Annotated in this window: 24 protein-coding genes and 1 pseudogene; 9 read left to right on the top strand and 16 right to left on the bottom strand. The window is 55.2% G+C overall.

The window, feature by feature from the left end:
• Nucleotides 1-61 precede the first annotated feature (61 nt).
• The 6 genes from INS80_RS00355 to INS80_RS00330 form a co-directional block, all read right to left on the bottom strand.
• Nucleotides 62-778 (bottom strand): copper-binding protein, encoded by a 717-nt coding sequence (locus INS80_RS00355; protein ID WP_027238594.1) that lies wholly within the window; start codon nucleotides 776-778, stop codon nucleotides 62-64.
• Between the two features lie 46 nt (nucleotides 779-824).
• Nucleotides 825-2,183, bottom strand: a complete 1,359-nt coding sequence (locus INS80_RS00350; RefSeq protein ID WP_027238593.1) for a multicopper oxidase family protein — start codon at nucleotides 2,181-2,183, stop codon at nucleotides 825-827.
• Between the two features lie 11 nt (nucleotides 2,184-2,194).
• The gene (locus INS80_RS00345) at nucleotides 2,195-3,658 is read right to left on the bottom strand and encodes a TolC family protein (protein WP_027238592.1); all 1,464 of its coding nucleotides are present in this window, start codon (nucleotides 3,656-3,658) and stop codon (nucleotides 2,195-2,197) included.
• A complete protein-coding gene (locus tag INS80_RS00340; RefSeq protein ID WP_226892491.1) occupies nucleotides 3,658-3,879 on the bottom strand; it encodes a putative periplasmic lipoprotein in 222 nt (73 codons plus the stop codon). The genes INS80_RS00345 and INS80_RS00340 overlap by 1 nt, the downstream gene beginning before the upstream one ends.
• Nucleotides 3,880-3,952: 73 nt before the next feature.
• Entirely contained in the window at nucleotides 3,953-4,213 is a 261-nt protein-coding gene (locus tag INS80_RS19190) for a hypothetical protein (RefSeq protein WP_226892490.1), read from the bottom strand.
• Nucleotides 4,214-4,547: 334 nt separating this feature from the next.
• Nucleotides 4,548-4,691 (bottom strand): hypothetical protein, encoded by a 144-nt coding sequence (locus INS80_RS00330; protein ID WP_175304855.1) that lies wholly within the window; start codon nucleotides 4,689-4,691, stop codon nucleotides 4,548-4,550.
• Nucleotides 4,692-5,041: 350 nt separating this feature from the next.
• Between INS80_RS00330 and INS80_RS00325 the strand changes: the two genes are divergently transcribed.
• Nucleotides 5,042-5,683, top strand: coding sequence for a hypothetical protein (locus INS80_RS00325; protein WP_027238588.1), 642 nt, complete (start codon nucleotides 5,042-5,044; stop codon nucleotides 5,681-5,683).
• A gap of 11 nt (nucleotides 5,684-5,694) precedes the next feature.
• Here the strand turns inward: INS80_RS00325 and INS80_RS00320 are convergent.
• A pseudogene (locus tag INS80_RS00320) lies at nucleotides 5,695-6,534 on the bottom strand (APC family permease); the annotation flags it as partial.
• A 106-nt stretch (nucleotides 6,535-6,640) separates the two neighbouring features.
• Here INS80_RS00320 and istA (INS80_RS00315) point away from each other — a divergent pair.
• From istA (INS80_RS00315) to INS80_RS00295, 5 genes are all read left to right on the top strand, one after another.
• On the top strand, nucleotides 6,641-8,170 hold the full coding sequence (gene istA, locus INS80_RS00315) for an IS21 family transposase (RefSeq protein ID WP_110732346.1): 1,530 nt from the start codon (nucleotides 6,641-6,643) through the stop codon (nucleotides 8,168-8,170).
• Entirely contained in the window at nucleotides 8,160-8,876 is a 717-nt protein-coding gene (gene istB, locus INS80_RS00310; RefSeq protein ID WP_439650923.1) for an IS21-like element helper ATPase IstB, read from the top strand. Before istA (INS80_RS00315) ends, istB (INS80_RS00310) begins: the two co-directional genes overlap by 11 nt.
• Nucleotides 8,877-8,929: 53 nt before the next feature.
• Nucleotides 8,930-10,056 (top strand): IS3 family transposase gene (locus INS80_RS00305; protein WP_192963700.1). Its coding sequence is split into 2 segments (ribosomal slippage): nucleotides 8,930-9,194 and nucleotides 9,194-10,056, totalling 1,128 coding nucleotides; the frame shifts between segments, so codons are not numbered across the junction.
• Nucleotides 10,057-10,077: 21 nt separating this feature from the next.
• The gene (locus INS80_RS00300; protein ID WP_192963699.1) at nucleotides 10,078-11,076 is read left to right on the top strand and encodes a hypothetical protein; all 999 of its coding nucleotides are present in this window, start codon (nucleotides 10,078-10,080) and stop codon (nucleotides 11,074-11,076) included.
• A gap of 79 nt (nucleotides 11,077-11,155) precedes the next feature.
• On the top strand, nucleotides 11,156-11,704 hold the full coding sequence (locus tag INS80_RS00295) for a hypothetical protein (RefSeq protein ID WP_192963698.1): 549 nt from the start codon (nucleotides 11,156-11,158) through the stop codon (nucleotides 11,702-11,704).
• 79 nt (nucleotides 11,705-11,783) lie between these two features.
• Here INS80_RS00295 and INS80_RS00290 read toward each other — a convergent pair whose 3' ends face one another.
• The 5 genes from INS80_RS00290 to INS80_RS00270 form a co-directional block, all read right to left on the bottom strand.
• On the bottom strand, nucleotides 11,784-12,368 hold the full coding sequence (locus INS80_RS00290; RefSeq protein ID WP_192963697.1) for a hypothetical protein: 585 nt from the start codon (nucleotides 12,366-12,368) through the stop codon (nucleotides 11,784-11,786).
• A gap of 70 nt (nucleotides 12,369-12,438) precedes the next feature.
• A complete protein-coding gene (locus INS80_RS00285; protein ID WP_192963696.1) occupies nucleotides 12,439-12,732 on the bottom strand; it encodes a hypothetical protein in 294 nt (97 codons plus the stop codon).
• A 112-nt stretch (nucleotides 12,733-12,844) separates the two neighbouring features.
• On the bottom strand, nucleotides 12,845-14,512 hold the full coding sequence (locus INS80_RS00280; protein WP_192963695.1) for an ATP-binding protein: 1,668 nt from the start codon (nucleotides 14,510-14,512) through the stop codon (nucleotides 12,845-12,847).
• A gap of 73 nt (nucleotides 14,513-14,585) precedes the next feature.
• Nucleotides 14,586-14,984, bottom strand: coding sequence for a DUF3768 domain-containing protein (locus tag INS80_RS00275; protein WP_192963694.1), 399 nt, complete (start codon nucleotides 14,982-14,984; stop codon nucleotides 14,586-14,588).
• Nucleotides 14,985-15,109: 125 nt separating this feature from the next.
• Nucleotides 15,110-17,218 carry a ParB/RepB/Spo0J family partition protein gene (locus INS80_RS00270; protein ID WP_192963693.1) on the bottom strand — a complete coding sequence of 703 codons (2,109 nt, stop codon included), beginning with the start codon at nucleotides 17,216-17,218 and terminating at the stop codon, nucleotides 15,110-15,112.
• Between the two features lie 570 nt (nucleotides 17,219-17,788).
• On the opposite strand from INS80_RS00270, the gene INS80_RS00265 reads away from it, so the two are divergent.
• The 3 genes from INS80_RS00265 (at nucleotide 17,789) to istB (INS80_RS00255) (ending at nucleotide 22,143) form a co-directional block, all read left to right on the top strand.
• Nucleotides 17,789-19,624, top strand: a complete 1,836-nt coding sequence (locus tag INS80_RS00265; protein WP_192963692.1) for a type II toxin-antitoxin system HipA family toxin — start codon at nucleotides 17,789-17,791, stop codon at nucleotides 19,622-19,624.
• 208 nt (nucleotides 19,625-19,832) lie between these two features.
• Complete coding sequence (gene istA / locus INS80_RS00260) at nucleotides 19,833-21,362, top strand: IS21 family transposase (RefSeq protein ID WP_110732346.1); 1,530 nt, start codon at nucleotides 19,833-19,835, stop codon at nucleotides 21,360-21,362.
• Nucleotides 21,352-22,143 carry an IS21-like element helper ATPase IstB gene (istB, locus tag INS80_RS00255; protein WP_050687164.1) on the top strand — a complete coding sequence of 264 codons (792 nt, stop codon included), beginning with the start codon at nucleotides 21,352-21,354 and terminating at the stop codon, nucleotides 22,141-22,143. The genes istA (INS80_RS00260) and istB (INS80_RS00255) overlap by 11 nt, the downstream gene beginning before the upstream one ends.
• A 73-nt stretch (nucleotides 22,144-22,216) precedes the next feature.
• On the opposite strand, the gene INS80_RS00250 is transcribed toward istB (INS80_RS00255), so the two are convergent.
• The 4 genes from INS80_RS00250 to INS80_RS00235 form a co-directional block, all read right to left on the bottom strand.
• Nucleotides 22,217-22,876 (bottom strand): ABC transporter ATP-binding protein, encoded by a 660-nt coding sequence (locus INS80_RS00250; protein ID WP_192963691.1) that lies wholly within the window; start codon nucleotides 22,874-22,876, stop codon nucleotides 22,217-22,219.
• A complete protein-coding gene (locus INS80_RS00245; protein ID WP_192963690.1) occupies nucleotides 22,876-23,661 on the bottom strand; it encodes an ABC transporter ATP-binding protein in 786 nt (261 codons plus the stop codon). The genes INS80_RS00250 and INS80_RS00245 overlap by 1 nt, the downstream gene beginning before the upstream one ends.
• A 1-nt stretch (nucleotide 23,662) precedes the next feature.
• The gene (locus INS80_RS00240; RefSeq protein WP_369411343.1) at nucleotides 23,663-24,556 is read right to left on the bottom strand and encodes a branched-chain amino acid ABC transporter permease; all 894 of its coding nucleotides are present in this window, start codon (nucleotides 24,554-24,556) and stop codon (nucleotides 23,663-23,665) included.
• A gap of 83 nt (nucleotides 24,557-24,639) precedes the next feature.
• Complete coding sequence (locus INS80_RS00235) at nucleotides 24,640-25,536, bottom strand: branched-chain amino acid ABC transporter permease (protein WP_192963688.1); 897 nt, start codon at nucleotides 25,534-25,536, stop codon at nucleotides 24,640-24,642.
• Nucleotides 25,537-25,617 lie beyond the last annotated feature (81 nt).

Genomic DNA, 25,617 nt, shown 5'->3' with positions numbered 1-25,617 from the left:
TTGGGCTAAGCGATTAAGGCGATGGGGCCGGAGTGTTTACCCCCGGCCCCATTGTTAGTAGTTACTTCATCTGCGTGACGGTCAGTTTACCCTTGACCCGGTCGGCAACGAACTCGATGTCCTGACCTTCCGCCATCTTGGCCACCATCGCCTCGTCGGCGCGGAACACCATGGTCATTGCCGGCATATCCAGGTTGACGAGAGGGCCGTGGATAATTGTGACCTTGCCGGCCTTTGCGTCGATTTTCTTGATGGTGCCGCTTGTGTATTCCACGTCAGCCTGAGCCATCTGGTCACCGACTGCGACCTCACGGTGCATTCCCGATTCGTAGTGGCCCGGGATCAGGCACGCTGCTTCGAATGTGCCAGAATTTGCGAAAGTCCAGACAACTTCGCCCGAGGCGCCCGCATCGAGACGGATACGGTTCGGATCGTCATGTTCCATGTCCATCTTGGCCATTTCGATCTTGTGCTCGGCATTACGCTCTACCGTGTCGAGGACGAATTCATGCTCCAGCTCACCCTTGTTGGTGATGTTGAAGCGGATGGTTTCGCCCTCCTTGATATCCATCGGCTCACTCTCGATCAGCATCTGGCCCTCATCGTTTTCGAGCAAAGTGACGTCGATTGTGCGGTCAACCTTGGCGGCGTCACCCGGCATGCCGACCATCATTGCGGCTGGCTTGGTCTCCCCATGTCCGCCGTCGTGTGTACCTGCAGCAAAGGCCGGTGCTGATAGCGCGATCGCGAAGCTTGTCGTCAAAAGAAGATTTCTCATTTTATTGTCCTGTAGGTTGGTTCGGTTGGAGATGACGAAGGGCCGCTCAGCCCTTCGAGGTTGGTTTCGGTGTGAGAATGGTTTTGGGGCTGTTGTTGGAGGCAAAGTCGGGTAATTCGCCAGTCCATTCGTAGGCCATCTCGCCCGGAGGGTTCTCGTACCAGCCGGGATCGGAGTAATCGTCCGCGTCGATGCCGTCCCGCACCTTCACGACCGAAAACATGCCGCCCATCTCGATGGGTCCGTACGGGCCCCAACCCGTCATCATCGGGATGGTATTGTCGGGTAGCGGCATTTCCATTTTTGCCATGTCCCCCATGCCGGACATGCCCATCGGCATGTATTCCGGCTGGAATTGACGGATCTTCTGGGTCAGCGGCTTCTTGTTCACCCCGATGAACGTCGGCACGTCATGGCCCATGGCGTTCATCGTATGGTGCGATTTGTGGCAATGGATCGCCCAATCTCCCAGATGATCGGCGACGAATTCGTAGGCGCGCATCGCACCTACGGGAATGTCGATGCTGACCTCCGGCCACTGTGCTTCAGGCGGCACCCAGCCGCCATCCGTGCAGGTGACCTTGAAGTCATAGCCGTGCATATGGATCGGGTGGTTCGTCATCGTAAGGTTCCCAACCCGTACTCGCACCCGGTCGCCCTTGTTCACGACCAGCGGATCGATGTCGGGGAAGATCCGGCTGTTCCAGGTCCAAAGGTTGAAATCCGTCATCGTCATGATGCGGGGTACATAGGTACCCGGATCGATGTCGAAAGCATTCAGCATGATCAGGAAATCACGATCCACCGGCATGAATGTGGGATCCTTGGGGTGGACCACGAACATGCCCATCATCCCCATCGCCATCTGGGTCATTTCATCGCCGTGGGGGTGGTACATGAACGTTCCGGACTTCACCAAGTCGAATTCGTAGACGAAGGTTTTGCCCGGCGGGATGCTTGGATGGCTCAATCCGGAGACCCCATCCATGCCTGAAGGAAGAATGAGCCCGTGCCAGTGCACCGTTGTGCCTTCCGGCAGCTTATTGGTGACGTAGATGCGCACCCGGTCGCCTTCGACTGCTTCGATCGTCGGGCCGGTGGATTGGCCGTTGTAGCCCCACAAATGCGCGATCATGCCGTCGGCAAGCTCGCGTTCTACCGGTTCGGCCACGAGGTGAAATTCTTTCACCCCGTTGTTCATCCGGTGCGGCAGGGTCCACCCGTTCAATGTGACCACAGGTGTGTAGTCCGGCCCGGTACTAGGACGCGCCGTGATCGCCGTTGCTGCGCTATCCATTTGGGCAGCTTCGGGCAGGCCCATGTTCAGGGTTTGACCCCAGGCTTTCGAAGAGACCAGCGTTGCACCTGCCGCGCCGGCTCCGAGTAATTGACGTCTATTTAGCATGTCAGTTCCTTTCAGTGTCCTGCGCCGCCACCGGCGGCAAGTGTCGCGCCTTCTCCACCAGCACCGCCACCGCCTTCGCCGCCGCCATAGATCGCAGCGGTCAGATCAGCCTGTGCCATGTAGAATTCGCGTTTTGCGTTTGCCGCTTCCAGTGATGCGCCCAGTTTCTCGCGCACGTCTGTCAGCAGCTCGAAAGTGTTGGTGATCATGCCGTTATAAGACAGCAGCCCCTCTTCTTCGACGGTCGTGCGTAGCGGCACCAGAACGTCGCGATAGTGGCGGGCGATCTTATACGCGGCGTGATAGGAGGCTTCAGCACCACGCGCTTCGGACCGGACGTTGACGGCTCTTTCTGCCAGCACGTTGGCTGCTTGCAGGTACGACAATTCCGCCTTGCGCATCCGTGCCTTCCCGGTGTCGTAGATCGGGATTGCGAACTCCACCTCCACCTGAGGGGTGGTCACGGTCTCCGTTTCTCCGTCCTCAATTTCCCGCTCCGCTTCGAACCCGGCAATGAATTCGAGATCGCTGATAATGCGAGTCTGATCAGTCAGACCAAACGCCTTGGCCTGTGCTTCCAGGCCAAGTTTGGCAACGCGCAGATCAACCCGATTTCGCAATGCTTTCGCTTCGATGTCAGTCACACGGCCGACGGAACGCGGCAGCGCAGGAAGAGCATCGGGCACATAATAGTCGACTTCGGTGCCCCACAGCCCCATGAGCCTGGTCAGCTGCTCTTTGGACCGGGTAGCATTCAAGCGTGCCTGGGCAAGTTGTCCGGCGAGTTCGGCATTGAATGCCTGTTCACGGGCCTGCCCGGCTGTGTTAAGCGCGCCGGTCTCGCCCAGTCTCATCGCTAATTCCGATCCGGCGTCAGACGTCGCTTTCGCACGGCGGAGATAACTCACAGCCTCGAAGGCGGCTACGGCATCGACCCATGCCTTCCGCGTCTGATTGGCCAGTGCGAGTGTGTCGTTCACGGCGCTCAGTTGAGCCTGCCGGAAGTTTGCGTCTGCAATGGCCGTACGCTGCTTGCGAGTGGTGGCATCGAGCACGTTCGACCGGATCAGTCCCTCGATCGCCCTGTAGGCACCCAGTTCGGGCGCACCGATGCCCAGTATACCAATCGACACGATTGGGTTTTCCGGCATCGATTGCTGCCAGGCCTCTGCGGCAGACAGGCCGACGTTTGCATAGGACGCCTGCAACCCTTTGTTGTTCAGAAGCGCGACCTGAACGGCGGTGTCCGCCGAAATGGTCTTGCGGTGCACCATTGCGTGCACCTGCTTCTTCAAGGCCTCGTTTTCGGCCTGGGTTTCGGCGAAGGCTGTCCGTTTGCCGAGGGCTGGTGTGACCTGGCTGGAAATATTGGCGAAGCCAGCTTTTGGTTCCGTGTAGATGCCCGGCACAGCGGTAGCACAGGCACCCAGGATTAGCGGAAAGCCGAAAACCAGCGGAAACTTCGATACCCGCATCAGTTGCCCTCCGTCTGTTCTTGATTGACGGAACGCCAGTCGCGGGGACCTGTAGGGCCGCGATAGGTGTAGCCCGCCAAGGGGTCCTGATAGCTGATCGGCGATGAAACTGCCGTGTTGACGACGGCCTGTTGGGTCGCGACGGACGGCAACGGGGTGGGCTCATAGGCGCATGCGCCAAGCCCGAGGGCCGAAGCCCCCATAAGTAGATGAATTTTCATGAAAGTAACCTGATTGGTGAACGTTGTCTCACGCAGACTCTGCGCAAGGCTCACACCCGTTTTGGGCGTCGGTTCAGATCAGGAATCGAGGGGGCCGCAGGAACCCTGCTGTTTCCACCGAATACGTTTGACCGTCGAGAATGACATATTCACTTGTACCAACCGGCTCTGCTTCGATCTTGGTGTCTTCGAGGAAGACGACAGAAATACAGATACCGTTGCAACACTCTTGGGATTGTTGCTCTTTGCCATCCTTGTCGGACGCTGCGATGTCGCTTGCGACCCTAAGCTTCTCATGCGCGTGATGCGCATCGCTTCCGGTGTCATGAGTCATGGCGGCACCAACGACAACAATAGACTTGGCTTGATGTCCGTCATGCATGCCGGACGCCGCGTGAGCGGCAGAAGGTGGTGAAAATACCAAGGCTAACGCAAACGCAATGCACGTAAACGTCTTGAACCAGCATGATATGAAAACTCGAAAGCTCATGCTCTAGATATCGGATACCGAAGCAATCCAGTCAATCCGTCCTGCGCAGGAAGGTTTGTCGCTTTTTTGTGAAAAAGGCGAGATTCGGCCGCTGCCGTCAGAAAATGTTGCATATCAGAAACATATAAAGAGCCAATATTCCCCTCCGGTCAGCGGAGCGATGCTGACGCGTCTTGTGCTACCGAACTTCAGCCAGCTTCTCAGACCTGTAGCCCGCGTCGCTGATCGCTACCGCCAATGCAGTTTCATCCAGAGTGCTGTCGACGCCGACGATAGGTGCAGTCAGATCGCACGAAACTTTTGCATCTGGGTCGGCAGCCATGATGGGCTTTTGCATGGAAGCGGCACGATGGCCGCGATCTCCGCGCAGATTGCAATAGACCCTGAAAGGAGTCCGCCCACTCGGATAGGAATATTCCGTTCTGAAAATTACCGCCAGCGTAAGACATGCAGAAAAGCTACTTTCCAATGCTATCAACATTTCCGCAACTAGGTCCGGCAGTAACCTACCATTTGTTATGTCGCTCGGCCTGCAGTCGAGACATGGAACGCGGTTCAGGAGATTTCGAAACTTAAATTTCATTCGTCCCAAAGACCTGGAGCGAATGCTTGGTTCCCAAACGCAGGTTCAACATCCTCGATCTCAAGCCGTATATGTGCCAACGTTCTAACATGCAGAGGTTTTTCTCCGTCGACATGCCCGGTGTTCAATTTGTGAGCATTGTCTTGGCATTCAGCCTCGCAGCGTTACTGGCGGTCCTCTGCCTTTATATCTTGCTTTCGCCGGGCTTTGCAGCGGCTCTTGCCGCCGGCGGGCCATCGCTGGCCCGCTTTCTGAGGCAAGTTACGACCAACGGTCTGCCCGTAGTTTTTGCCATAAACTATGTCAGTTTTTTTCTTTTCGCGGTGATACAGAAACCAAAGGTCGCCCGCCGAGATACGGCGTTTTTCGTGCTGGTGGATATCTTGCTCAGAGCCATTCTCTTTCCAAGCCTCCACGCACTGATCTACGTTTTGTCTGCCGACTGGTTCGAGTCATTCGGGGGCAGTCGTGCAACCGCGTTGTCGGTCGTTGCCCCAACCCTTGCGCGTTCGGCGTTTTTTGAGAACATCTCCGGAGTTTATCTTTATGCGACAATGATCAGCGCGCTGCCGCTATATGTTTCAGCTTTCGGGCAGTCGGAATTTCTTGGACCGACCGTTCGTCGCTTGCCAATAAAAGCGGGCTTGATGCTGCTCGCCTTGTTTGCGTTTGCCCTGTCGGTCGGATTGATCGCAATCGGTGCACAAGGCATCGCATTCCTTCAGGGCTAAATGATGGCTGGCTATTCACCGTGGGAATGCGCGGCCTGAGGTGCCAACCATCGCGACAAGTAAACGCGCTCGAAAGCGAAGACAGCGATCATTCCGACAGCCGCATACAGAACGATCATCGGGTCGCTTTGAAGCTTCATCACGGTGAAAGCTGCCAGTACAACTACATCGAGCGCCAGGGCAGTCAAAAGCACGATACCTGAGGCGCCGACGTCTGCTCGACGATAGTGGAACACGCCCCAATGTATGATCATGTCCATGACGAGGTAAAAGAAGGCACCGAGGGATGCGATCCGGCCTAAATCAAAGAGCACGGCCAACGTCGCTGCGATGACGACAGTATAGACCAGGGTGTGGCGTTGGATGGGACCTGGCATACCGAAGTGGCTGTGCGGGATCATTTCCATGTCGGTCAGCATCGCCAGCATACGCGACACCGCGAAGACGCTGGCCAGAACGCCGGACGCCGTTGCGACAGCGGCCAGGATCACCGTGAGTATGAAGCCGGTTTGTCCAAGGGCGGGCTGCGCCGCCTGTGCCAGCGAATAGTCACGCGCTGAGATGATCTCCTCGATCGTGAGACTCGAACCGACCCCGTAGGCGACCAACAGGTAGACGACGACGCAGATTCCGATCGAGAACATGATCGCTCGGCCAACATTGCGATTTGGTTCAGTGATCTCGGCCCCGCTGTTGGTGATCGTGGTGAACCCCTTGAACGCGAGGATGGCCAGCGCCGTAGAGGCGATGAACCCCGTGAGCCCGTAGGATTGAGAGGTCTCGGACGCAGCGGCGAACGCAAAACCACTAGACCACAGGGCCGCGATGCCAAACAGAGCTATGCTGTTGATTGTCACTGAGAACTGACCCGGTAGCCCTATAAATTGTCACTGAGAATTGACCCATGTGAACACACTTCCCCGACGGTTTTGGTTGGGGGGATTAGGAGTGATCGACATGGGATTTTTGAGTGTCATTCGACGCTGGGCATTGCGTGACAAAATGCCAATCAGGGAGATTGCCCGGCGGACGGGTTTGTCTCGGAACACGATCAAGAAGTATCTGCGTGAAGGTGCGGTGGAACCGCAGTTCAAGACGCCCAAGCGTCCAAGCAAGCTGGACCCCTACGCGGATCGGCTGTCAGCCTGGCTTTTAATCCAGACGCGGAAGTCACGCAAAGAGCGGCGGACAGTGAAGCAAATGCATGCTGATCTTGTGAAGCTGGGATATAATGGTTCCTATGAACGCGTGGCAGCTTTCGCCCGGGCATGGCGTGAAGATCGGCATCGAGCGGAACAGACGACGGGGCGCGGCACCTACGTGCCTTTGGTGTTCGCGCCCGGCGAAGCCTTCCAATTCGATTGGAGCGAGGACTGGGCCAACATCGGCGGTGAGCGCGTCAAACTTCAGGTCGCTCATATCAAGCTATCGCACAGCCGCGCTTTCTTGGTGCGGGCCTACCCGCTGCAAACGCACGAGATGCTGTTTGACGCCCACTGGCATGCATTCCGCGTGTTCGGCGGTGTGCCTGGTCGCGGGATCTATGACAATATGAAGACCGCCGTTGATCGTGTGGGCAAAGGCAAGCAGCGGGACGTCAATGCACGCTTCAAGGCTATGGCCAGCCACTACGTGTTTGAGCCCGAGTTCTGCAATCCGGCGGCCGGTTGGGAGAAAGGCCAGGTTGAGAAGAACGTGCAGGATGCGCGCAACCGCATGTGGCAGGTCATGCCGGTCTGCGCCGATCTGGCAGAGCTGAACCAATGGCTTGAAGATCGCTGTATCGCCCTTTGGACAGAGACGCCGCACAAGGCTTTGCCGGGGTCCATCGCTGACGTGTGGGAGGCCGAGAAGCCTACGCTGATGGCACTGCCGCCGGCATTCGATGGCTTTATCGAACACAGTAAGCGTGTGTCACCCACATGCCTGATCACTTTCGAACGCAATCGCTACAGCGTTCCCGCCAGCTTTGCGAACCGCCGTGTCAGTTTGCATGTCTATCCCGAACGGCTGATCGTGGTCGCTGAAGGGCAAACGGTTTGCAAGCATGCGCGGATCATCGAGCGGTCTCATCGCAAGCCCGGCAAGGTCATCTATGACTGGCGCCACTATCTCGCTGTTATCCAACGCAAACCGGGCGCACTTCGGAATGGTGCGCCGTTCACGGAGATGCCGGATGCCTTCCGTCAATTGCAGGATCACATGCTGCGTAAAGAAGGCGGTGACCGAGAGATGGTCGACATTCTGTCTTTGGTCCTTCAGCACAACGAAGAGGACGTTTTGTGTGCAGTGGAGCTGGCACTTGAAGCAGGCGTCCCCACCAAGACGCACATCCTGAACCTGTTGCATCGATTGATCGACCGCAGACCGACAGATCACCCCGAGGTCGATCCGCCGGACGCACTGGCATTGCAGACAACGCCAGTGGCCAACGTCGGTCGCTATGACGGGTTGCGACAGACTGAGGAGAAGCGCCATGCGTCATGACCCAGCAGGAGCCTCTATCGTCATCATGCTGCGCAGTCTTAAGCTCTATGGCATGGCAAATGCGATTGAAGACTTGGTCGCCCAGGGCGCGCCAGCGTTCGAAGCTGCCACACCAATGCTGTCACAGCTGCTCAAGGCCGAGATCGCCGAACGCGAGGTACGGTCCATCGCCTACCACACGAAGGTCGCCCGCTTCCCCGCATACAAGGATCTGACGGGCTTCGACTTTGCATCGAGTGAGATCAACGAAGCGACAGTGCGGCAGCTACACCGATGCGAGTTTATCGAAGCGGCCGAGAATGTCGTTTTGATCGGCGGTCCCGGAACGGGCAAGAGCCACACAGCCACAGCAATCGGCGTCCAAGCCATCGAACATCACCGGCGTAAGGTGCGCTTCTTCTCGACCGTGGAATTGGTCAACGCGCTGGAGCAGGAGAAGGCGCTTGGTAAGGCAGGGAAACTGGCTGAGATGCTGACGAAGGTCGACTTGGTCATCTTGGACGAACTCGGCTACCTGCCGTTCAGTTCATCTGGCGGGGCGCTGCTCTTCCATCTGCTCAGCAAGCTCTACGAGCGCACCAGCGTCATCATCACCACAAACCTCAGCTTCTCAGAATGGGCGCAGGTCTTCGGGGATGCAAAGATGACAACCGCGCTCCTCGATAGGCTGACTCACCGCTGCCACATCCTCGAAACCGGAAACTGATCCTCCCCCACTGAAGTGGTCCGCCGTTATGTTTAGGAAAACGGAGGATCAGAATGGCTACGAAGAGACACAAGCCGGAAGAGATTGTCACGAAGCTGCGGCAGGTTGAAGTGCTTGTCGGGCAAGGCATGGCGCGGGCGGATGCGATCCGCGAGGTTCGCATTACTGAGCAGACCTATTATCGCTGGCGCAAGAAATACGGCGGTATGGGAACCGACCAACTCAGGGAACTGAAGCGCCTCCAGAAAGAGAACGAACGGTTGAGAAAAGCCGTCTCGGATCTGACTTTGGACAAGCTGATCCTGGCGGAGGCGGCAAAGGGAAACTTTTGAGCCCCGCTCGCCGCCGTGCCTGCATCGATCACGTTCGCACCCGGTTCCATCTGTCCGAGAGACGCGCCTGCCGTGTCTTGGGTCAGCACCGATCCACGCAGAGGAAGGTGCCGCATGGCCGTGCCGATGAGGAGCGTCTGGTCGCGGACATGGTCGAACTGGCGCGGCAGTATGGCCGTTACGGCTATCGTCGGATCGCGGCTTTGCTGAGAGATGCGGGCTGGGAGGTGAACGACAAGCGGGTCGAGCGCCTATGGCGACGAGAGGGGCTGAAAGTGCCAATGAAGCAACCGAAGAAGGGACGGCTCTGGCTTTATGACGGATCCTGTGTCCGGCTGCGCCCTGAGTATCGCAACCACGTCTGGAGCTATGACTTTGTCCACTGCCGGACGGAGGACGGAAAGGTCTTCCGGACGCTCAACATCTTGGACGAGCACAGTCGGGAATGCTTGGCGATCAAGGTGAAGCGCAAGCTGAACTCGGGTGACGTGATCGATGCCTTGAGCGACCTGTTCATCATGCGGGGTGTGCCGGATTACATCCGGTCTGACAACGGCCCGGAGTTCGTGGCTCAGGCCGTTCAAGATTGGATCAGGGCCGTCGGCGCCAAGACCGCCTACATCGCGCCCGGGTCACCTTGGGAGAACGGCTACTGCGAAAGCCTCAATGCCAGGTTCCGCGATGAACTGCTCAACGGAGAAGTCTTCTACAGCCTTCGGGAAGCGGAAATCCTGATCGAACAATGGAGGAAACACTACAATACCAAACGACCACATAGTGCCTTGGGCTATCGCCCTCCCGCCCCGGAAACCATCATCCCGATGGACCCGAGACCGGTCATGCACTAACAATCAAAACGGACCACTCAGGTGGGGCTGATCACCGCTATTTTAGCGTCCAACCCTCATAATACACAGCCCTGGCAAATCTCTATCGATGACGGGAGTTTTGTACTTCATGCGGATACCACAAGACACCTTGGAGCGTTTGACCCTTATCGTCGAGAAATGTGGATCGGCCTAGGGTGTGCAATCGCAAACGCCGAAATCGCGGCACCAGGGTTTGGATTCGCGACCGAAGAGCCCGTGATTAGGGAGGGGTTAAATGGATTCGGCACAATAACGCTTAAGATTGACAAACAGGCACCGAAGCTTCACCCGCTTGCTGCATCAATCTCAAAACGGCGGACAAATCGTGGCAAATACGAAACCAAGGCAATTTCAAAAGATATCCTGAGCTTGGTTACTACAGAAATGGGTGAAATATCAGGCGCAAGAGTGGTCTTCTTTGACAGAGACACAAAGCGTGGTGGTTCATTTGCTGAAGCCACATTACGCGGAACCGATGCCATCAATGCGGACAAGGAAATGAGCCATGACGGCCATCTTTGGTTCAGAGGCACAGCGCGCAAGGTTGCAAGATATCGAGACGGCGTTTCTGTTCCCACCGCCGGTTTGTCACCTTTCATCTCTATAATGGGTCAAATATTGCCGGAAGCGGACGTTGAAACCTCGGGCAACTACTGGTTCGCTTCCACCAAACGCCAACTGGAATATGCGGGAGGTTTTGGCCTCATCATGGTCGATGATCTATACAGCCGATCCGGACAATTGGCAGCAGGCCGATTATGGCAAAGGATACATCTTGCTCTCACGAAACACGACCTGGCAGCGCATCCGATGAACCAACTGCCCGAACTCGTGGATCGCGATAGACATTTAGGCACAAATCGAGGCTGGAGAGAAACACTCACTGCGATTGCAGGAGAGGATGGTCATGCGACGTTCGCTTTTCGATATGGAGTGCCTACAGCCGACGTCCCACATTCCGCTCGGCGTCCACTAAGTTGGATCAATGCGCCTTTATGAATTGGATCCACCCTGTTCGTAAGTTGTTTACAACAATCAGTTTCCTTTTGATGCAAATTTGACAAAAGTGAGAGTTATATTGAAGCAAGAAAAACCAATCGTTTTTGAAAGGACAGCTCAATCGATCGCTAGAGGCAAGATGTTTTCCGCGTCTATTGCATTGGTCGTTGCTGTAGCCTTTGGATCGATTTTAGCATTGGTCGACGATCTTCCGATCATTGTCTCGACCGCAGCGCTTGGGTCCGCTGCAATAGGTCTGGTTATATTTTTCAAGATAGTTAAGGAAGCACGTGATGTGTTGAAAGATGGAAGATCCTGGCGTGTAGAGATTACCGAGAACAAGCTTATCTGGGCTTCTCCGGTCGATCACATCATGAAGCCATTTGAACTTAATCTGGACGACATCCGCGGTACCAGGCGGCTTTTTATCATTCGGAAGAATTCGAAGGTCAGACCTAAGAACGAGTATTTCATTGACTTACGGGATGGAAGTTCCATGAAAATATCTGACCAACTTTCCGCGATCCCTCCAAAGACCGTATTTGAGGCATTGCAAGAGCGCGGCATTGACTTTCAGGAAGAAACGCTCCGTCAAGGCGATAACTTAAAAATCTCATTGGGAAACTAAGTTGGTATTTTTGCGCGAGTCCCTAGCCCAAACTTTGGAAATGTCAGCTGATCACTTTGCCCGAAAACAGACGAATGCCCTATTGGGCTGCCGCAGACCGCGCTTCTGTCAGGCAGTATCCATCATAGTCACCTATGAAGCCCCAGCAGCTATCGATCTGATTGCCATTTTCGTCTTCCACGACGTAGCCATAAACGGCGCCTGAGACATAGTCGCTGAAGGTCTGGACTTCGTTGCGTAGATGATCAACGACGGCTTCGCGACGCTTTGCTGAAACTCGCTGGACTGAGTATTCCGTGCGGATGTCGTCCAACGTCATGTAGATGAATCCGACCTGACCGCTGTCCCAGGGACAGTGAAACCCCGTTGTGTTCATCGCAAGTCCGGAATGGTCGTAAAGGTAGACTGGTAGAATGACAGCCTTCCGCTCTGCACGCGGAAGCAGATCATCAACGCCGAGCGGAACATCTTCAGACATGTTCAGAAGATCAAGCAGGAATGCGCGTCCTCCATCGAAGTTGTGCTTATCGCCAAGTTGATAACGGGAGTGTCCGCAAATCATCGTGCCAAGATTGTCCCAATCGCGCGGGTTTTCTGGATCGGTGTCTGGATAAATCTTGATGGTGTGACCGCAAATGGTCTCTTCGTAAACTGGGGCTTCCATGGGTTTTCCCTCTCTGAAATGAAAGAACCCGCCAGCGGCGCTGACGGGCTAAATTTGGCATTGGGTCGAATTAGCCGCAGGCAGCTGTGCCGATCGGCTTTTCCTTTAGATTGAAGTAGAGGTCGGAGGTTGCTGCCTTGAACCCGGGCGGCTTGCGCGGGGCGAGACATTTGACATAGGCGTTGCATCCTTCGCCGTGATCGTTGGCGAAATCGGTAATCTGGGCCACCAGATCGGGCATGCCCGCTGCTGTGATTTCTTTTTCGGGATAGGTGCCGCCGAAGATATCGACGGTCGTTGTGACGAACCCGCCTTCGCGATGCGCGGGATGAAGCGTGACTTTGTAGTTGATGGATTTTGGCATGGGTTTTCTCCTGTTGCGCGCGGGCCGGTCCATCCGGGCCTTGAAAACGCGGCAGCAGGCAAGGGCCGCTCCTGTTGTCAGGAACGACCCAGCGGTATCGAATTGATCGGGTTTAGGCGGCCTTCGTTTGAAAGGCTGTGTCGAGACCGTCAATATCGACGCTGCTTCCGCGAATAGAGATCGAAATCTCTGAGGTTGGGCGAAGGATCCAATAGAGTTCGCGTCTGATCACGCGTTCGACCTGATTTCTGTGCACGTCAGATGGGGTCTGTAGATAGGCAATTGCGGTGTCTTCGGCCTCATCTGTGAACCATTGCCGCTGCCGGTCGTAGGAGTCTGCATCGCAATCGGTGGAGGGAGAGAAAAGGGCGCGTTCCATGAAGTCGACCAGATCATCAACGGTCAATTTGGCCGACTTCGTGAGGCAAGGAGCGGCCTCATCGATATGCGCATCAGCTGGCGCAAAGAGGATGAAGTCGGTCGAGAGTGACCAGGGAGTTGCGCTTTCCCCTTGATGGCACGTTCCGATGATCCAAAGACGATCCGGACGATCCTTGATGACGGGTACATCCTCAATATCGCACTCTGACGAGGTTTCACCATCTCCCCAGCGGTAGCCAGTGACTTCGATTTTCGCGATCGCATCATACCAATCGTATCCTGCGAAGGCAGAGTTTGGTTCGTAAACCGCCAGATCAGATGCATCCTTGGAAACAGCCCAAGCAAAATTCTGTTCTTCCACCGCTTCGTCGGCCCCTGAGAAGAGAAAGCACTCGTTCTTTACCTCTATCGGTGCAGGCCAGTCGTTCGAGTCGCGGTCAGCATGGCTTGGTGAGAAGGGTCGCAGCTGCTTCACAGCTGATGAAAGTTTGATGCCCAGAGCCGCTGCGCGCTGATGATCCTTGAAAGACAAGGAATGGGTCGCAGCCTTAGCGACAACTTTAAACAAGGTTCGCTCGATCTCGTCACGCAGAGTGTCGTAGAAGGCATCCTGCACCACTTCCTTTCGCGCGGGCAAAACGAGCTTCAGGTCGCGGCAAGCTTCAACATCAAGACGGATGTGGAGTTGATCATGATAGGATTGTGAGAGGCTGGGGAGGGGAATATTCAGGGTCAGCCCATGGAAATTCGTGTTGTGATGCACATGTCCACGAAAGCTGGTTCCAGGAAAGACGCCGATACGAATACCTTTCCATGTCTCAATATGGACCGCACCGTTTAGATAGTCTTTCCGCTCCACTTCCTCGCATTGAACATAAACAGGAATGGAGCAATATTTGGCCGCTGCGTTGGCAGCGGGCACAATGTTTTCGCCAGGTTTGGCTGCAAAGAGAATGGTCGTTCCGGTTTGCTCATCGAGCTCTTCGATGCCCTCGATGGGTTCTTCGCCGCTAAAGGCTTTGGGCGAGACATCGAGCACCCAGTTTGATCCATCACCTTTGGGGTTTTCGGCAATGATGCGGGTTCTGCGGCCGGCCAGGGAAAAGAAGCCCATACCTGCGGCATCTTCAGCGGAACAAGTGTCTGCGTCCCAACCGCTTCGTCCGAGTTGGAAGAGACTGGCGGGATCTTCAAGACCAGGTCCATTATCAGAGACGGCAATGACTTCGCCAAGTTCTGAGTGCTCATATTGCTGGAACCACACTTTGGTAGCTCCAGATCGGCGGGCATTCTGAAGCAGTTCGGTGACGATATCATCGAGGCTTGCATTGAAAAGACGGGTGACTTTGGACATCGCATCGGGGGCGACAGATGCTGTGAGGGTGAATTGTTCTTCCATGGAAATTCTCCTGACGCCAAAACGCGCGCAGGGGATCGCTGCGTGTTGGCTCAACTCGGTTTGGGGGAGTGGATTAGTATTCTGAGGGTAAGAGCAGCGTCAGAACACGGCGTGTGAAGCGCAGCTCCGTTGGATCTGATGAGCCGTACTCATAGTTCTCATCGTAGAGGTCGATTTTGAACCAAACGGTTTCGCCTTCGATCTCCATCACGCCCATTTCGTGCCAGCCATGCGGATCGCAATCGGTGTTGAAATCATCATAGGCGACAACGGCATGAATGAGTGCCGCGCGAAAGCTCTCGTCGCGATCGGACACACCAGCTGTCATCATGACCTGGCCAGATGGAATGGGTGCTTGCTCGGCGATGCCAAAGGCAGCGCGGCGAAAGCGGTCATTTTGATCGGCAATGATCTTGGCGGTTTCCGCACGGCTGAGGACCGGGGCTTCTTCGAGGATGATATCGTTGGTCATCGGGTTTCTCCTTACCGGTGCGATCGGGACCATCCCGTTCTTGTTCATCCGGCATGGAGAAAGGACCGTCCACGACCTGTGTTGTGGCCGCGGACGATCCAGCTGCGCTCGATAGGGTGCGGGTTTTAGGCCGCTTCTGATTTCAGGTAGTCGGGCAGCTCTGCGGTCTCATCCGCTTCGTTTGACGCGGCATCGTCCTGAACTGCGTCTGTTGCGTCGCCAAAAGACATGCCGTCTGGCAACCAGCGAGATGTTTTCGCGGCACTGTCTGGCGTCAGTCCTGCGGCCTCGCTCGGATTGTCCGAGAACGCCTGTTCCATCGCTTTTGCGAGCTCGGGTTTGCGCAAACCGGATTTATCGTCGGACCAGCGCTCGCCGATGAGAGAATTTGCGGTGGTAAGCGCATGGTCCTTTTTGACCCGCGCCCAATAGGTCTCAGAGGTTGGTCGCCAGCAGGCGGCCACATCGACAGACAGGCGCTCTCCGATGACTTCGATGGCGGCATTAGACTGGCTGTCATTAGACAGCTGCTGCTTGAGTGCGTATGCCGTACACCAGGCAAAGAGCGCTTGTTTTTCCTCATCAGGCAACTTGCACATGGCTTGGAAGTCTTCCGGTTGCTCGAGCAGCATCCAGGAGACAGACAGGCCTTCATTGAGCGCATCGAGCATATGGCTCGCGACGGTTTCTTTGAGAAGCTCCTTTGATCCCATGGTCATGGCCGGCCGCAAGGACATATCAAGGGGGCTCTTGTAGCCACCATGGCCGAGCGCATTGAGGGCCATGGCATAGAGCATGGTGTCATAGGCCGTTGCATAATCGGCTGCCAAATGGGCTTGCAGGATCTGATGACGTGAGGCCCGCAGATCATCGGCCAAAGCGCGTGGAATGCCCTGGTCTTTTCGCGCGGCTTCGGTCGGATCAACCGGTATGGAAGAGCTCCGCATGGATTGCGGCAGCTCAATCGTGGGGCCTGCCGCGTCCACATTGTCTTCGCTGTCACCTGTTTCAGCGTCGTCCGAAGAGGCGTCTTGAGAAGGCTCCGGAATGTCTTCGGCCCGTACCAGACCTTCGTGATAAGTAACCTCGCCCGCGTGATTGATGGTTACAACACATCCGGCGATCGCGTGGTCGTCTTGCGTGAAGGCGACATTGGCGTCACGGATGTCCTCGATCTCGCGCTGACGATCCCAGATCTGCTCTTCTTCCTCCTGAAGCGCCTCCGTCCACGTTGCCTCATCATAGTCCGCCTCCAATTGCTCTTTTCGAGCTTGAAGCTTTTCATATTCGGCTTCGAGTTCAGTATCTGGATCGAGCGGTTGGGGATAGACCCGACCATAGGGCCGAAAACTGTCATAGTCGGTTTCCAGATGTGCTTCGGCCCATTTCCAGGTTTTGCCCGCTTTCTCGGCGATGCCGTCGAGCTTCTCTTGTGCCAAGCGTTCCAGAAGCTCCGGGTCTTTGAGATGCACGCTGTCATTGTCGGAGAAGAGATCCTCGATGACATCGCCACCTGCTTTCTTGTAGGCATCAACACCGACGAATTTGGCAAGCTTTGACCTGCCCGAGTAAGATTTCTGTGTCAGATGATTGCGGATGGCGTAGGCACTTGGATTGTACTGTTTCTGGACAGTCTCCCAGGCCTCCAGCTGGCGCTCATGATCGTCGGTCAAGGTGAAGGCCATGATGCAATCGAGCGTGATGTCTTCATCACGAAACCTCTGCATCAAGTCCGGCGCAACTGATGCCAGTTTCAGACGCTGACACACGAGGTTTTTGGTGATGCCAAACTGGGCCGCGATCTGCTGCTCGGTTCGTCCTTTAGCGCGCAAGGCGGCGAAGGCTTCGAACTGATCGGCTGGATGCATGGCAGCGCGCACGATGTTCTCGGCCGCTGATGTGTCTTCTGCGACGTCCTTGTCCTCGACCTGGCAGGGAATGGCATGACTTGCTTTGACGTGGCCATCGGCTTTCAGTTTCTGCAGCGCTGCGAGGCGCCGGCCGCCGGCATGAACGTGGTATTTCGCACCAACTTTGTGGACGATGAGGTTCTGTTTGAGACCGGTTTCGAGAATGCTGGCGTAGAGCTCGGCGTCGGCTTCAGGACTCGCCTGCGTTTTGCGGACATTCATCGGGCTCAAGGCAAGCTTTGAGAGCGGGATCATCTCAATGGTTGCGACAGCTGCGGCTTGCGCAGATGTTTCGGTTTTTGCTTTTGATTTTGTCTTGGTCATGTTTCGGGTCCTTTTTGTTCCGAACCCGGGCCGGGAGAGCCTCTCTCTCCCTATCAAGCCCGGCAACCCGGGCTTGCCTTCCTCTTCCTTTGTTCAAAGACCTCATCCTCACCCGAGGCACCGGCTATTCCGCACTCCTTCACGGTCCAGCTTCGGTTCAGGTTCAGTTTGAACCAGCGCCGCTGACCTAGTTGGGTTCATTCATGTCGGTAGAATTTGTGGGGCTATAAGGCCTTTGCCGATTTTATGACGCTTCACGTTGGCAGAGCTGATGCGTGATGAACGATCATGATGATCACCATGGTCATCGCAATGATCATCATCTGCATGATGGTGGTCATGGTGGTGATTATTGTTGTGACGATGACTGCCATGATGATGCGGACATTGTTGCGGCGACGGCTACGATTTATGATGTTGTGACTATTGTCGTGGTCGTGTCGACTGAGCGGAGTTAATTGCAGAATTCTAACGATTGCGTCTTTGAAACACGCGAAAGTTAGAAATTCTTGACATGCTGAGCAAAAAAATATAACTATTCCGTATTTGAAATACGGGAAAGTTAGAAAATTGATCTATCTCGTCGGAGAGAACCTCGACAAAAGCCGTGCGCACTATCAGGCCGAAACAGGCAAGATCGTGCAACTCATGCGTGGCATCTATGTCGACGCCGATGCTGATGCGGATGCTGATGTACTGAGATATGCAGTCCGGATTGCGAGGTATTTGTATCCGCGGGCGTATCTCTCAGCCGCGAGCGCAATACTGCTTGCCCCGACGCGCGATGGTAGGCTCTTTCTCAGCGGGCCGCGCAATCAACGCACCCGAATAAGAGCGCTGGAAATCATCCAAAATGCTGCACCCGATCATCCGTCGGTTGCAAGTGCGACTATCGAGGATGGGCTTGGAGAGTTCCGGACCAATGTCTCGTCTGTCCGCCAGCGGTTTCTTGAAGCATTCCGACTGCGTAGCGAACATGCAGGGTCGATCGACGAAGCGATGCGCGCCGACATCATGGAAAGGCTTGTCGCCGAATATGGTGATGCCAAAGCTGCGGCCGATGCGCTTTGGGCGCTGGCACGAGAGAACAGTTGGTATCGAGAAGGGGAGCAAGCTGAGCGCTATTTGCTCAGCACGCCAGTAGAGATTGACATCAGCAATCAGGCAGCGCTCGATTTCATTGTCGCTTGGCACGGGACCAATATAGGTCATCTTCTGTACGACGGATTTGAATGGCGCTGGAAGCCAGACGATGGGTTCGACCTGCCGCTTATCCAACAGCGTGTTCCAGGCAAGCTACCGCCTTTCATCTTATCTCTTCTGCCAGAAGGATGGTTGGAACGCGTTCTTAAGGAAAGCGACGAGAGAGCGGTCCTGCGGTCTGGTAAGCGATATATGTCAAACATCACGATCAGCACCAAGGCAGCGGACCTTAAAGCATTGCCCGCAGACGTCTTGGTTAGCCGCCTGCAAGATTTTCAAACCGACGGCGTATTTACCGGTATCTACGCGGGCCCGAGCCGGGGCGACATCGAGCAGAGCTTCGAAGAGAGGCTGGCGCGTCTTTACGCCAGTGCAGACACACCGCGTTTGTCCGGTGTGCAAATTAAGGCACCGATGTTTCTGGGCGAGGACGGCGCGCTCGTGCCCAGTACAGGAGTGCCATTTACGCACATTCTAAAACCTGCAGGGACCAGCGGCTTTCAGGCTCTGCCTGTGATCGAGTTTCTCGCCATGGCACTTGGACGGCGTGCGGGCCTTGACGCGCCGCAGACGGCACTAACAGAGATGCCGGATGGGATGCCACCGGCACTCATTGTCGAACGGTTCGATATACGCTGTTCGTCGGAGGATACGCGACGACTCGCACTTGAAGATTTGTGTTCGGTTTTGGACCTCCCTCCGGAGGCCAAATATGATGGCACGATTGAGCGTATCGCCCGGGGGGTGAGACCGCTTTCAACTCAGGCCGAAATAGATTTGCAGCTTGTACTTAAGCGGTCATTATTTGCTTGGCTTATCGCCGATGGGGACATGCATCTAAAAAATCTCGCGCTGCTCAAAGTTGCGCAGCCTGACACGCGAAGTTTTGAAAGTGTTGAGCTCGCACCGCTCTATGATGCTGTCACCACAGTCGTTTTTCCAGGCCTTGAACATGATCGCATGGCGTTGAAGATTAACGGCAAAGACAATCGTCTACGTCGCACGGACTTTCTTAAAATGGCGGCAACCGCTGGATTGACAGCCAAGGGTGCAAACACTGCGATTGACGCGTTGGTTTCAGGATTGCGCTCTGGCTTAGACGCAATCACGATTCCGGAAATAAGCGGGATTGATAGAGACATCGCCGGTAAAGCCGAACAGATGCTTGGGATATGCCATCAGCGCCTCAGCGAATTTGAGTGATCTTGACCCATCATGGAGAATGGGTTGTTGCAAATAAGTTCAGACCGGCAAAATCAGGTGAGTTCAACAAGTTAGAAGGGCAGTTTGGCTTTGGTTGTTGATTGTCACTGAGAACTGACCCGGTAGCCCTATAAATTGTCACTGAGAATTGACCCATGTGAACACACTTCCCCGACGGTTTTGGTTGGGGGGATTAGGAGTGATCGACATGGGATTTTTGAGTGTCATTCGACGCTGGGCATTGCGTGACAAAATGCCAATCAGGGAGATTGCCCGGCGGACGGGTTTGTCTCGGAACACGATCAAGAAGTATCTGCGTGAAGGTGCGGTGGAACCGCAGTTCAAGACGCCCAAGCGTCCAAGCAAGCTGGACCCCTACGCGGATCGGCTGTCAGCCTGGCTTTTAATCCAGACGCGGAAGTCACGCAAAGAGCGGCGGACAGTGAAGCAAATGCATGCTGATCTTGTGAAGCTGGGATATAATGGTTCCTATGAACGCGTGGCAGCTTTCGCCCGGGCATGGCGTGAAGATCGGCATCGAGCGGAACAGACGACGGGGCGCGGCACCTACGTGCCTTTGGTGTTCGCGCCCGGCGAAGCCTTCCAATTCGATTGGAGCGAGGACTGGGCCAACATCGGCGGTGAGCGCGTCAAACTTCAGGTCGCTCATATCAAGCTATCGCACAGCCGCGCTTTCTTGGTGCGGGCCTACCCGCTGCAAACGCACGAGATGCTGTTTGACGCCCACTGGCATGCATTCCGCGTGTTCGGCGGTGTGCCTGGTCGCGGGATCTATGACAATATGAAGACCGCCGTTGATCGTGTGGGCAAAGGCAAGCAGCGGGACGTCAATGCACGCTTCAAGGCTATGGCCAGCCACTACGTGTTTGAGCCCGAGTTCTGCAATCCGGCGGCCGGTTGGGAGAAAGGCCAGGTTGAGAAGAACGTGCAGGATGCGCGCAACCGCATGTGGCAGGTCATGCCGGTCTGCGCCGATCTGGCAGAGCTGAACCAATGGCTTGAAGATCGCTGTATCGCCCTTTGGACAGAGACGCCGCACAAGGCTTTGCCGGGGTCCATCGCTGACGTGTGGGAGGCCGAGAAGCCTACGCTGATGGCACTGCCGCCGGCATTCGATGGCTTTATCGAACACAGTAAGCGTGTGTCACCCACATGCCTGATCACTTTCGAACGCAATCGCTACAGCGTTCCCGCCAGCTTTGCGAACCGCCGTGTCAGTTTGCATGTCTATCCCGAACGGCTGATCGTGGTCGCTGAAGGGCAAACGGTTTGCAAGCATGCGCGGATCATCGAGCGGTCTCATCGCAAGCCCGGCAAGGTCATCTATGACTGGCGCCACTATCTCGCTGTTATCCAACGCAAACCGGGCGCACTTCGGAATGGTGCGCCGTTCACGGAGATGCCGGATGCCTTCCGTCAATTGCAGGATCACATGCTGCGTAAAGAAGGCGGTGACCGAGAGATGGTCGACATTCTGTCTTTGGTCCTTCAGCACAACGAAGAGGACGTTTTGTGTGCAGTGGAGCTGGCACTTGAAGCAGGCGTCCCCACCAAGACGCACATCCTGAACCTGTTGCATCGATTGATCGACCGCAGACCGACAGATCACCCCGAGGTCGATCCGCCGGACGCACTGGCATTGCAGACAACGCCAGTGGCCAACGTCGGTCGCTATGACGGGTTGCGACAGACTGAGGAGAAGCGCCATGCGTCATGACCCAGCAGGAGCCTCTATCGTCATCATGCTGCGCAGTCTTAAGCTCTATGGCATGGCAAATGCGATTGAAGACTTGGTCGCCCAGGGCGCGCCAGCGTTCGAAGCTGCCACACCAATGCTGTCACAGCTGCTCAAGGCCGAGATCGCCGAACGCGAGGTACGGTCCATCGCCTACCACACGAAGGTCGCCCGCTTCCCCGCATACAAGGATCTGACGGGCTTCGACTTTGCATCGAGTGAGATCAACGAAGCGACAGTGCGGCAGCTACACCGATGCGAGTTTATCGAAGCGGCCGAGAATGTCGTTTTGATCGGCGGTCCCGGAACGGGCAAGAGCCACACAGCCACAGCAATCGGCGTCCAAGCCATCGAACATCACCGGCGTAAGGTGCGCTTCTTCTCGACCGTGGAATTGGTCAACGCGCTGGAGCAGGAGAAGGCGCTTGGTAAGGCAGGGAAACTGGCTGAGATGCTGACGAAGGTCGACTTGGTCATCTTGGACGAACTCGGCTACCTGCCGTTCAGTTCATCTGGCGGGGCGCTGCTCTTCCATCTGCTCAGCAAGCTCTACGAGCGCACCAGCGTCATCATCACCACAAACCTCAGCTTCTCAGAATGGGCGCAGGTCTTCGGGGATGCAAAGATGACAACCGCGCTCCTCGATAGGCTGACTCACCGCTGCCACATCCTCGAAACCGGAAACGACAGCTACCGCTTCAAGGCCAGCGCTGAGGCTGCAAAAAAAACACGAAAGGAGGCCAAAACATTGACCGCGTCATAAACCACGACGCATAACTGAGGGTGGGTCAAATCTCGGTGAAAATACCGGGTCAGTTCTCAGTGACAATCAACACTTAGGCTGCTTTGGCCGCTTCCATCAGACTGATCTTGCCTCTCTCAATGGAATAGACCCTGTCAACGACCTTCTGTGAATGTGTGTAGTCAGATTCCGATACGAGAACTGTGAGCTTCTCTGAGCGCAAATCACCGATCACTTCCATCAAACGTGCTGCGAGTGCGGGGGCTACGCCTTCAAAAGGTTCATCCAAAAGTAGCAGGTTGGAACCGGCGACGAGCGCGCGGGCCAGGGCCACAAGCTTTTGTTGTCCCCCGCTCAGGGTGAGCGCTTTGCGGTCAGCAAAACGACCAATTTCGGGCATGAGTTCATACACCCATTTCAGCCGAGATTGGTCGGTGTTTTTGGTGGCCCATAAAGAGACCAGAATGTTTTCTTCAACGGTGAAGTGCGGCACGAGCCTACGGTCTTCGGGCAAGTACCCTATCCCGAACGCTGCACGCTCATGAGACGGTGCTGAATGTAGAGCTGTGTCATTGAACGTAATGCTCCCCTGCTCGACTGGCAGCGCCCCCATGATGGAGCGCATCAAAGTGGTTTTTCCCGCTCCGTTTCGGCCAATCAAACCACATGTTGTGCCAGTTTCAATTTCCAAACTGACATCGTGCAGGATCGGAACCCGTTGAATGGAAAGACTGATGTTTTTAATGGACAGCATTAGTTGGCCCTCTCTTTGGCTTTCGTCTCTCCGCGGTGGAACTCGCTGCCGATGACGAACTCCCGTACCTTTTCGTTTTCCAACACATCCGCCGTGGGACCATCAGCAAGAATAGTGCCTTCGTAGAAAGCAACGCAGCGTGGCGAGAATTCCTCGACGATCTCCATGTCGTGCTCGATGAACAAAACCGCTGTTTCGGTCTCTTTGAGCGCATTGATCAGGATGCGCATGAACTCCATTTTTTCATCCGCACTGACACCGCTTGTCGGTTCATCAAGGAAAAGAAGATCAGGATCGGCAACAGTTGCCATGGCAATATCGACGAGTTTACGCACACCCTGTGGCAGGACTTGGATTTCCTGGTCAGCATATTGATCAATTTTAAAGCGTCTGAGCATGGTCAACGCTTCTTCTTGGAGTGACGCATCAATGGCTTGCCGGAAAAGCACGGGCCTGTCCTGTTTGGCAATCGTGAGAGCGATCAGCATATTTTCTATCACTGGAAGCTCGGGAAAGAGCTGCGGGATTTGAAACGAGCGACAGATCCCCAACCGTGTAATATCACGTGTTGGTTTTCCTTTGATGTCTTTGCCGCGGTACAGAATGTCTCCCGAACTTGGTTTCAAATATCCCGTCACCATATTTACGAAAGTCGTTTTGCCGGCTCCGTTGGAGCCGATGACGCCCAGGATTTCGCCAGCTTCAATTGAGATATTGACGTCCTTGGCCGCGTAGACCGCACCAAATTTCATTTCCAGGTTTTTGGTTTCAAGTATTGTTGTCATATCATTCACCTGCTGCAGGGGCTGATGCCGTCTGCTGTGGTTTGGATTTTTTCTTGCGGGTGAGCAGCGACCAAAGTCCTTTTGGCAGGAAGATGATGGTCAGGAGCATGACACTTCCCAAAATCATCTGCCATGTGTTTGGCGATATCTCGACCGCGTAGACGCGTACAATTTCAAGGATGAACGTACCGATCAGCGGCGCTGCAACGTTGCCGATCCCGGAAAGGATTGAGACAAAAACAAACTGACCGGAGGTCGTCCAGTTCGTCATTTCCGGATCGACGTGACCAAGAACCAAAGACCACAGCACACCGCCGATGGATGAGACGACCGCGGCCAGCATATATGTGATGTGGACGGCTTTGTGCGCTGATGTGCCGAGATACTCAACGCGCAGTTCATTTTCGCGGATCGCTTCATTCACATAGCCGATTGGGCTTTTCAGGAAACGATTGAGAGCAATAGCGCATCCGATGGCAATGAAGCAGGTCAAGATGTAAAGCGTGATGCGTCCCACTTCACCTGTTGGCGCCCAACCCAAATAGGTCGGTGTTGGCAGGTTGAACCCATCCGTACTGCCAAGCTCTTCGGTGCTGGAAAGCAATCCGAAAAGGATCATGGAAATCGCAAGGGTGAGCATCGCGTAGAAGATTTCTCGGTATCTGCGCAGGAGAAACCCGAGGATTGCAGACAGAATGAGAGCCGCTACGACGCCAATTGCCAGCAGCACGAACAGGTCGGAGATGCCAAGGAATTTGGCAGTCATACCCGCTGCATAGCCTCCCACACAGAAATACAGACCTTGGCCAAACGAGACGAGACCGGCCCGCATTTGGATCATGACGCCAAGGGCCACCATGCCGGTGCCCATCGACACATGGATGTAGTTCACCACCCATTTGGGCAGGATGAATGCGATCAGGATGAGGGTTGGAAGTGCCATCAGAAGCCCGATCTCGGTGCGGTCTAGTTTGGACATCATATCTTTCTGCTTTCTGCCAATGCGAATAGGCCGTAGGGCTTCACGGCGAGAACAGCCGCCATGACGAGGTAGATCGAAAAGAGCTCTGCGGGCGGATAGAGATGGACTGAGGCGGCGCGCGCAAAGCCCACAATCAAAGCGCCGATCATGGCACCTCCGATTGATCCCATGCCACCTATGACGATCACGGCAAAGGACAAAACAATGATCTCAGCACCAATTCCTGGTGAAACGGAAATTTCAGGTGCGGTGATGGCACCACCAAGTGCGCCGAGAACGGCACCGACAACGAAAGTCACGGTGAAGAATTTTGTGACGTTAATCCCGAGGGCTGCGCTGATCTCGCGATCCTCAATAACCACCAAAAGCAACTTGCCGACGCGGGTTTTATTAAGCACGAAATAGAGTGCGATACCGACGATGATGGCAACGGATATGATGATAAATTTGTAGACGGTGTAGGGAATGTCGAAGACATCGATGGTTCCGAAATGAAAAGCTGGCTGCCAGGCAACGTAGGATTCTGTGCCCCAGATCAGCTTGGTGGCGTCTTCAAGAATGAGGAAGATCGCGTAGGTCACGAGAACCATCAGCACTTCATCACGGCCATACATGAATTTGAGAACGCCTCGTTCCACCAGAAGGCCGGAGGCTAAACCGGCGATGAGCGCGGCAAGCGGAATGAGAAGAAACGAAAAGACGATGGGGGAGCCAGTTGTCGCGTAAAGACCAATGGCCCATGCTGAGGAATAAGCTCCAAGCGCATAAAACCCGCCATGGGCGATGTTGAGGATCCTCATCACACCGTAAATCAGTGTCAGCCCCACTGATGATAAAAAAAGCCATGCGGCGAACCCGAGGCCGTCCACTGTGATCGCTATAGCGGTCAGCATTTTTGATACTCCAGTCTAATTTTGAACTCTCCTTTGCTCAGTTTCAGCTTGGAGAAAAACCGGGCTGACCAGTCTTTGATG

It is taken from the genome of Phycobacter azelaicus (assembly GCF_014884385.1).
GTDB classification, from domain to species: Bacteria; Pseudomonadota; Alphaproteobacteria; order Rhodobacterales; family Rhodobacteraceae; genus Phycobacter; species Phycobacter azelaicus.
The sequence above is the reverse complement of the archived record's forward strand: the minus strand, read 5'-3'. Positions and strand labels throughout refer to the sequence as shown.

What these genes read in the sequence shown, in the direction of transcription:
- INS80_RS00355 (WP_027238594.1), bottom strand. Translation starts at nt 778, where the DNA reads ATGAGAAATCTTCTTTTGACGACAAGCTTCGCGATCGCGCTATCAGCA.
- INS80_RS00350 (WP_027238593.1), bottom strand. Translation starts at nt 2,183, where the DNA reads ATGCTAAATAGACGTCAATTACTCGGAGCCGGCGCGGCAGGTGCAACG.
- INS80_RS00345 (WP_027238592.1), bottom strand. Translation starts at nt 3,658, where the DNA reads ATGCGGGTATCGAAGTTTCCGCTGGTTTTCGGCTTTCCGCTAATCCTG.
- INS80_RS00340 (WP_226892491.1), bottom strand. Translation starts at nt 3,879, where the DNA reads ATGAAAATTCATCTACTTATGGGGGCTTCGGCCCTCGGGCTTGGCGCA.
- INS80_RS19190 (WP_226892490.1), bottom strand. Translation starts at nt 4,213, where the DNA reads ATGACTCATGACACCGGAAGCGATGCGCATCACGCGCATGAGAAGCTT.
- INS80_RS00330 (WP_175304855.1), bottom strand. Translation starts at nt 4,691, where the DNA reads ATGGCTGCCGACCCAGATGCAAAAGTTTCGTGCGATCTGACTGCACCT.
- INS80_RS00325 (WP_027238588.1), top strand. Translation starts at nt 5,042, where the DNA reads ATGCAGAGGTTTTTCTCCGTCGACATGCCCGGTGTTCAATTTGTGAGC.
- istA (WP_110732346.1), top strand. Translation starts at nt 6,641, where the DNA reads ATGGGATTTTTGAGTGTCATTCGACGCTGGGCATTGCGTGACAAAATG.
- istB (WP_439650923.1), top strand. Translation starts at nt 8,160, where the DNA reads ATGCGTCATGACCCAGCAGGAGCCTCTATCGTCATCATGCTGCGCAGT.
- INS80_RS00290 (WP_192963697.1), bottom strand. Translation starts at nt 12,368, where the DNA reads ATGGAAGCCCCAGTTTACGAAGAGACCATTTGCGGTCACACCATCAAG.
- INS80_RS00285 (WP_192963696.1), bottom strand. Translation starts at nt 12,732, where the DNA reads ATGCCAAAATCCATCAACTACAAAGTCACGCTTCATCCCGCGCATCGC.
- INS80_RS00280 (WP_192963695.1), bottom strand. Translation starts at nt 14,512, where the DNA reads ATGGAAGAACAATTCACCCTCACAGCATCTGTCGCCCCCGATGCGATG.
- INS80_RS00275 (WP_192963694.1), bottom strand. Translation starts at nt 14,984, where the DNA reads ATGACCAACGATATCATCCTCGAAGAAGCCCCGGTCCTCAGCCGTGCG.
- INS80_RS00270 (WP_192963693.1), bottom strand. Translation starts at nt 17,218, where the DNA reads ATGACCAAGACAAAATCAAAAGCAAAAACCGAAACATCTGCGCAAGCC.
- istA (WP_110732346.1), top strand. Translation starts at nt 19,833, where the DNA reads ATGGGATTTTTGAGTGTCATTCGACGCTGGGCATTGCGTGACAAAATG.
- istB (WP_050687164.1), top strand. Translation starts at nt 21,352, where the DNA reads ATGCGTCATGACCCAGCAGGAGCCTCTATCGTCATCATGCTGCGCAGT.
- INS80_RS00250 (WP_192963691.1), bottom strand. Translation starts at nt 22,876, where the DNA reads ATGCTGTCCATTAAAAACATCAGTCTTTCCATTCAACGGGTTCCGATC.
- INS80_RS00245 (WP_192963690.1), bottom strand. Translation starts at nt 23,661, where the DNA reads ATGACAACAATACTTGAAACCAAAAACCTGGAAATGAAATTTGGTGCG.
- INS80_RS00235 (WP_192963688.1), bottom strand. Translation starts at nt 25,536, where the DNA reads ATGCTGACCGCTATAGCGATCACAGTGGACGGCCTCGGGTTCGCCGCA.